The organism is bacterium (assembly GCA_028821235.1).
In the GTDB taxonomy this organism is placed as follows: domain Bacteria; phylum Actinomycetota; class Acidimicrobiia; order Spongiisociales; family Spongiisociaceae; genus Spongiisocius.
In genome coordinates this window covers 1-4,794 of the sequence record JAPPGV010000133.1, presented here as the reverse complement: position 1 = coordinate 4,794, position 4,794 = coordinate 1, and the positions used below count along the sequence as shown (strand labels likewise).

General features: G+C 61.8%; 4 protein-coding genes. 2 read left to right on the top strand and 2 right to left on the bottom strand.

Going from position 1 to position 4,794, the window contains the following annotated elements:
• Positions 1-954: 954 nt before the first annotated feature.
• Positions 955-1,680: a hypothetical protein gene (locus OXK16_13890; protein ID MDE0377036.1), complete on the top strand. Its 726-nt coding sequence runs from the start codon at positions 955-957 to the stop codon at positions 1,678-1,680.
• Positions 1,681-1,687: 7 nt separating this feature from the next.
• Positions 1,688-2,353: an RES family NAD+ phosphorylase gene (locus tag OXK16_13885; GenBank protein MDE0377035.1), complete on the top strand. Its 666-nt coding sequence runs from the start codon at positions 1,688-1,690 to the stop codon at positions 2,351-2,353.
• Between the two features lie 262 nt (positions 2,354-2,615).
• Here the strand turns inward: OXK16_13885 and OXK16_13880 are convergent, their stop codons facing one another.
• Positions 2,616-3,380 (bottom strand): hypothetical protein, encoded by a 765-nt coding sequence (locus OXK16_13880; protein MDE0377034.1) that lies wholly within the window; start codon positions 3,378-3,380, stop codon positions 2,616-2,618.
• Between the two features lie 133 nt (positions 3,381-3,513).
• The gene (locus OXK16_13875) at positions 3,514-4,446 is read right to left on the bottom strand and encodes a Fic family protein (protein MDE0377033.1); all 933 of its coding nucleotides are present in this window, start codon (positions 4,444-4,446) and stop codon (positions 3,514-3,516) included.
• Positions 4,447-4,794 lie beyond the last annotated feature (348 nt).

Sequence of the window (4,794 nt, the reverse complement as noted above, 5' to 3'; positions counted from 1 at the left end):
CGAGCCAGGGTGTGAAATCCCTAGCCTCGCCCGGCCACACCTCGCGGATGTCGATAAGCTTGAACTCTCGTGGTGGACTCGGCGCCGTCATGCCCGAACAACCTACCCTCGACGTGACGGGCCGGCAAGAGCGCCCACCCTAACGGCCGGGTTCTCAAGCGCGCAGCCTCAGCAACTCGCCGAGAGGATCGCACTCCGAACTCAAACCAGGGAGAACAGAACCCAACAACAGAGGACGCGAAACCCCCCTCATACACCACATCCCTGGACGTGACCCTGCCGCCTCGATCCGCCGAGGGCGAGTCTGTATCTGGAAGGCGTAACGACCTCCTACGTGCCCGCGTCGTCCCTAGAGTGGGCGAACTCGTGAACGAGCTCGGCAGGCTGCCCCCCATAGGCCATCGGGACCGTGTCGTGGCTTTTGGCCCGGCTCGGCCGCACTAGGATCGCCGTGACAAAGGAGCAGCGGGAACGCTGACGTCTCCGATCGGAGACGCTCCGTCTATCGGTACAACGACGTCCATGATCGGCTTCAGCGTGTATCGAGCGCGAGCGTGTCGTGCGCGAGGGGCGTGAATGAGCGCGCCCACCGTCAAGCCCTCCGACGGCTCCAGAGCGCAGCCGCGCACCGCTCCACGCGATCGCCCACCTACAGGATGGCTGTGGACCGGCGCAGCGTTTGCGCCATGTGCCCCAATCCGGGCTGTTTGGGTGCTGACAGAGGTATTTAGAAGAACAACGTAGGTAGAAGTGGCCCATCGGGACCGCGCAGGTGCATGCGGGACAAGGCTATTTCACGGGACAGGCTGCCCCAGCACCGTGGCAGACGAGTCCCCCTACTGGAAGTCCTGCGAACGGCCCGACTGGTGTGGCAGCGGCGGCAGTACCTCAGACAACCCCTTGCCTGACGTTTGTGGCTGTGATATCCTACTGTCAGTAACGTCAGGGACGGGGGTGATCGTGGACGAGGCATCGGGCTCATCTCTCCGAATCCAGACATCCAAGATCGGGCTCGACGATGAACGCCTCAAGAGGCTCTCGAGCGAGCTTGGCGTCCGCGAGGGCAGCGACGAAGTGGCCTTGCTGTCCTATCTGTTAGATGCTTTGGGACCCGGCGATGCGCGTCTGCTGGACGCCGCTGCCTCTTTCGCGGCCTGTCACAACGCTTTGTGGGGGCAGGAAGACAGGCTGAGGGGTTTCCTGGGTCTGCTGACCCTGCGTTGCGAATCGGCCAGGGAGCTTGGCGCCGAACCTCGATTGGTGTTCGATTCTCTAGAGCGGTTGGTGACAGAAAGCACCCGGCTGGAGGGCGAAGCGGTCCGGACGATATGGCGCGAGCCCATGTTGAAGCCCGCCGCCGCCGCCGTGGCGTTAGGAGCGAAGCCAGCGAATCGCGAGAAGGTCCGGCGGTTGCGGCTGCGGTCAGCCCTACTGGGGTTGCCACACAGCAATGGCTTCCTGTATCCGGCCTTCCAGTTCGACACGCGGCGGCGCGACATCTTCCCCGAGGTGCGTGCGGTCAACCAGCGGTTGGGATCCGATCGTGATCCGTGGGGTGTTGCGTCCTGGTGGGTGTCGCATCACTCCCGCCTACGCGCCCGGCCCGTCGATCTGGTAGGGACCGGGCGGGCGGGCGATCTGGCGGCGGCAGCCGCCGCGATGGTCGAGGCCTTGGGATAGAGACGGGTTGTCTCCCAATCAAGCACCCCCGCAGCGTTTCGACGGCGCGCCCGAGCGCCTGTTGCTGGCAGTCGGGACACGCCTGACGAGGGTGCATAGCGTCAGGTTCGGCGTCACGGAGTTCAACCCGAACGTAGCCGTAAGCGACCTGAGGGGAGGCCGGTTCGACGCGACACCGGCTGACGAATACTCCTTTCTCTACGCCGCTTCCGATGACAGAACAGCCATCTCCGAAGCCGTGCTCCGCGATCTCCCCATCGACGAGCGGGGCGCTCGTCTACTGCCCCACGCCAGACTCTCCGACCTCCGTATCAGCTGGCTGCGGACAACAGTCGACATCGAATTGGTCACTCTCCGCTCCGGACGCGACCTAGCAGCGGTCGGCCAGGACACCTGGCTCACCGTCGCTCCGGCTGCCGAATACTCCATGACCAGGCGCTGGGCCGCAGCGATCCGTAGTTGGGCGCCCTGGGCAGCCGGCCTGACATGGAGATCGCGTCGCGAGCCGGAAGGCACCGCGTTCGTGTTCTTCTCCGACCGCTGCCCGGAGACCCACTTCGACGAACTAACCGAGAACCTCCCCGTACCCGCCGGCGAACAGAACCTCCACACCGGCCCAGCCCGCATCTACGTCGAGCAGCTACTCGTTCACTACCGAGTCGCCCTCACCTGAAGCAACCTCGAACTACTACCCAACAATGATATCAAACGCTAGGCCCTCTGACCGTTCCGGCGCATGCAGCCTAGAAGCCGGCCTAGGCTAATACTGCTGGCGGCAAACATTGTCCACCGCCTGTGCTCAAGCGTACTGGCCATCCTGATCGTCGTACTCGACTAGCCGCTGTCCGGTGTGGATCGCTACGATAACCGATACGATTAAGGGTGAATCCGGGAGAACCTTTTTTCTGTAGTGGTGCTCTAATGGGTTTCATTCATCAAGGGAGATCATACGGCTGAAACTGGGCGATACCACTCTTGGTCAGTTCTACGTCAATATAAGGCGGGAGTTCCGGGATCTCTTCGCTTTCGATGATAAACGCGAACCGATATTCTCGCTGGTAGAGATATTTGTTAACCTTGCGGAACCAGCGGCCGATCACCATGTCGGTAAAGTCCAAGAGTTGTTCTGGTGTCTGCGGTACAGGTTTGTCCTCAGCGAAATACTCTACTTTGCCCCACACAGAGCGTAACCGATGGCTCTTAATCTGGTTGGCGGCCATCCAGTGTTTGATACCACACTCGATTTCGAGCCTCAACCTCGATAGGTCAGTCGTTATGGTCCACACCCTGTCACCAGCCGCGAGCGACTCAACCAGTTGTTGCCACTGCAACATATCGTGTGGCATAAGCGAAAGACAAAGAATATAAGGCTCCCTTTGGGAGTCATCACGAACATCTATCACATACGGGTAGGTCCGAGGTTCACCCGGACGAACATCTTCAAGATCAATAACTTGATCACCATGATGCATCTGAACGTTGATCGGTATATTACGCAATGAGTACCTGTCATGCTGATCGCGATCCCATTCGGAACGGACGCTACCTTCGACTGTAAGTCTCCGCTGCCCTTCGTAGGGGTCCGCGATACCCTCTCCAGCCTTGATATCACGGAACGCCGACGCACGACGCAACCTGACCACTCCGTTGGTCACCGAAGGCGTATACCGCGGATCCCAGGCGCGCACCAACTGGATCATCAGTTCGTTACCTTACGCTCGTTGAAGAGACACAGCATCTCAGCGGTCGTAGACCGGTCTTAACTATGCCGGTTGCTTGGAGACTATTGTACAGAACTCAGGCCTTCACCCGCAACTCACCCGTCACAGTGGCCTATTGTCCCTCGATCAGGACTCCAGCCTCCTTGAGGGGTCTGTCTGGTACGGGTCGGACGGGCCGCTGCTGGCGGGTGTTTCTTTGGGGGGTGGCTAGGGAACGTTCCAGGGTGGTGAGCATGTGTATCACGGCTGGTGCTTCGAGGACGCGGTTGCGGGGGGTGCTGGTGGGTCGGAGTCTTAGGATGCCGGCGTCGACGAGTTGGGTGATGGCGGCTCGGGTAGCTACGGGGGAGCGTCCGATCAGCTGTGCTGCCTTGTCGGGAGTCAAAAGCGGTGCCCCTGGGAGACGTTGGACGAGCCGCTCGAGGGCTGATCCTTTGCGGTAGCGTCCGAGTTTGTGTTTCCACCCGTCGGTCAGCTCGCGGATTCGGTCGCTGTACTCCGCCGCTTCGGCGCATGCCCTCTGGGTAGCAGCTGCGAATACATCGAGCCACGGCTCAAGGGCGCGGTCTCGTTGGGGACTGTCCGCGGCGCCTTCGTGGCGGAATTCGGTGAGACCACCAACATAGGAGTCGGACCAGGTAGCGAGAACCAAGCTGATCGGCGGCACCACCCGAGGCGCCAACCCCCGTCTTTGCAACACGATATGGATCAGCGCCCGCCCGGCTCGGCCGTTACCGTCGCCGAAAGGGTGGATCGTCTCGAACTGGGCGTGAGCCACCGCTGCTTGGGTGAGCGGACTGTGATGGGTCGTGTTCACGTAGGCGACCAGGTCGTCCATCAACCCAGCCACTCGATCCGGGGGAGGTGGCACATAGGCCGCGTTGGTGGGGTTGAAGCTCCCTCCCCCTATCCAACCCTGCTCCTCCCGCAACACACCCCCCAACTCCGGAGTCGGGGAGCGGTCCATCAGCAACCTGTGAACCTCCAACAAGGCGCCTAGGGTGAGCGGGCCGGGCTGAGCAGCCACGGCCACGGCCCGGCGCATAGCGTCGATATTGCCCACCACCTCCGCCGCCACGCCATCTGTGACCGCAGCGCCCCTAGCGATCCGTTCCTCCGCCGCCAACACACGCCGGGGACCAACCCGCAAACCCTCAATCGCGGAAGAACCCACCGACTCCGCCCTCAACAAGAACCGGCTCACACCAGCCAAACCCCCATGAACATCATCCGAGCGGTTCAGAGCCCGCACCGCCGCCTCGGCCCGACCCACAAACGCCGCCACCGAACCCGGGATCAGCGGATCCCACCCCACCAACAGATCAGGCACAAACGGGTGTGAACTGCCCCGGGTTTGCCGGAGAGCGTTTTATTTGAGTGTTTCGAGGCCGGC

Excerpts from the sequence above, each read along its gene's own strand:
- OXK16_13880 (MDE0377034.1), bottom strand. The coding sequence starts at position 3,380 with ATGATCCAGTTGGTGCGCGCCTGGGATCCGCGGTATACGCCTTCGGTG.
- OXK16_13875 (MDE0377033.1), bottom strand. The coding sequence starts at position 4,446 with ATGCGCCGGGCCGTGGCCGTGGCTGCTCAGCCCGGCCCGCTCACCCTA.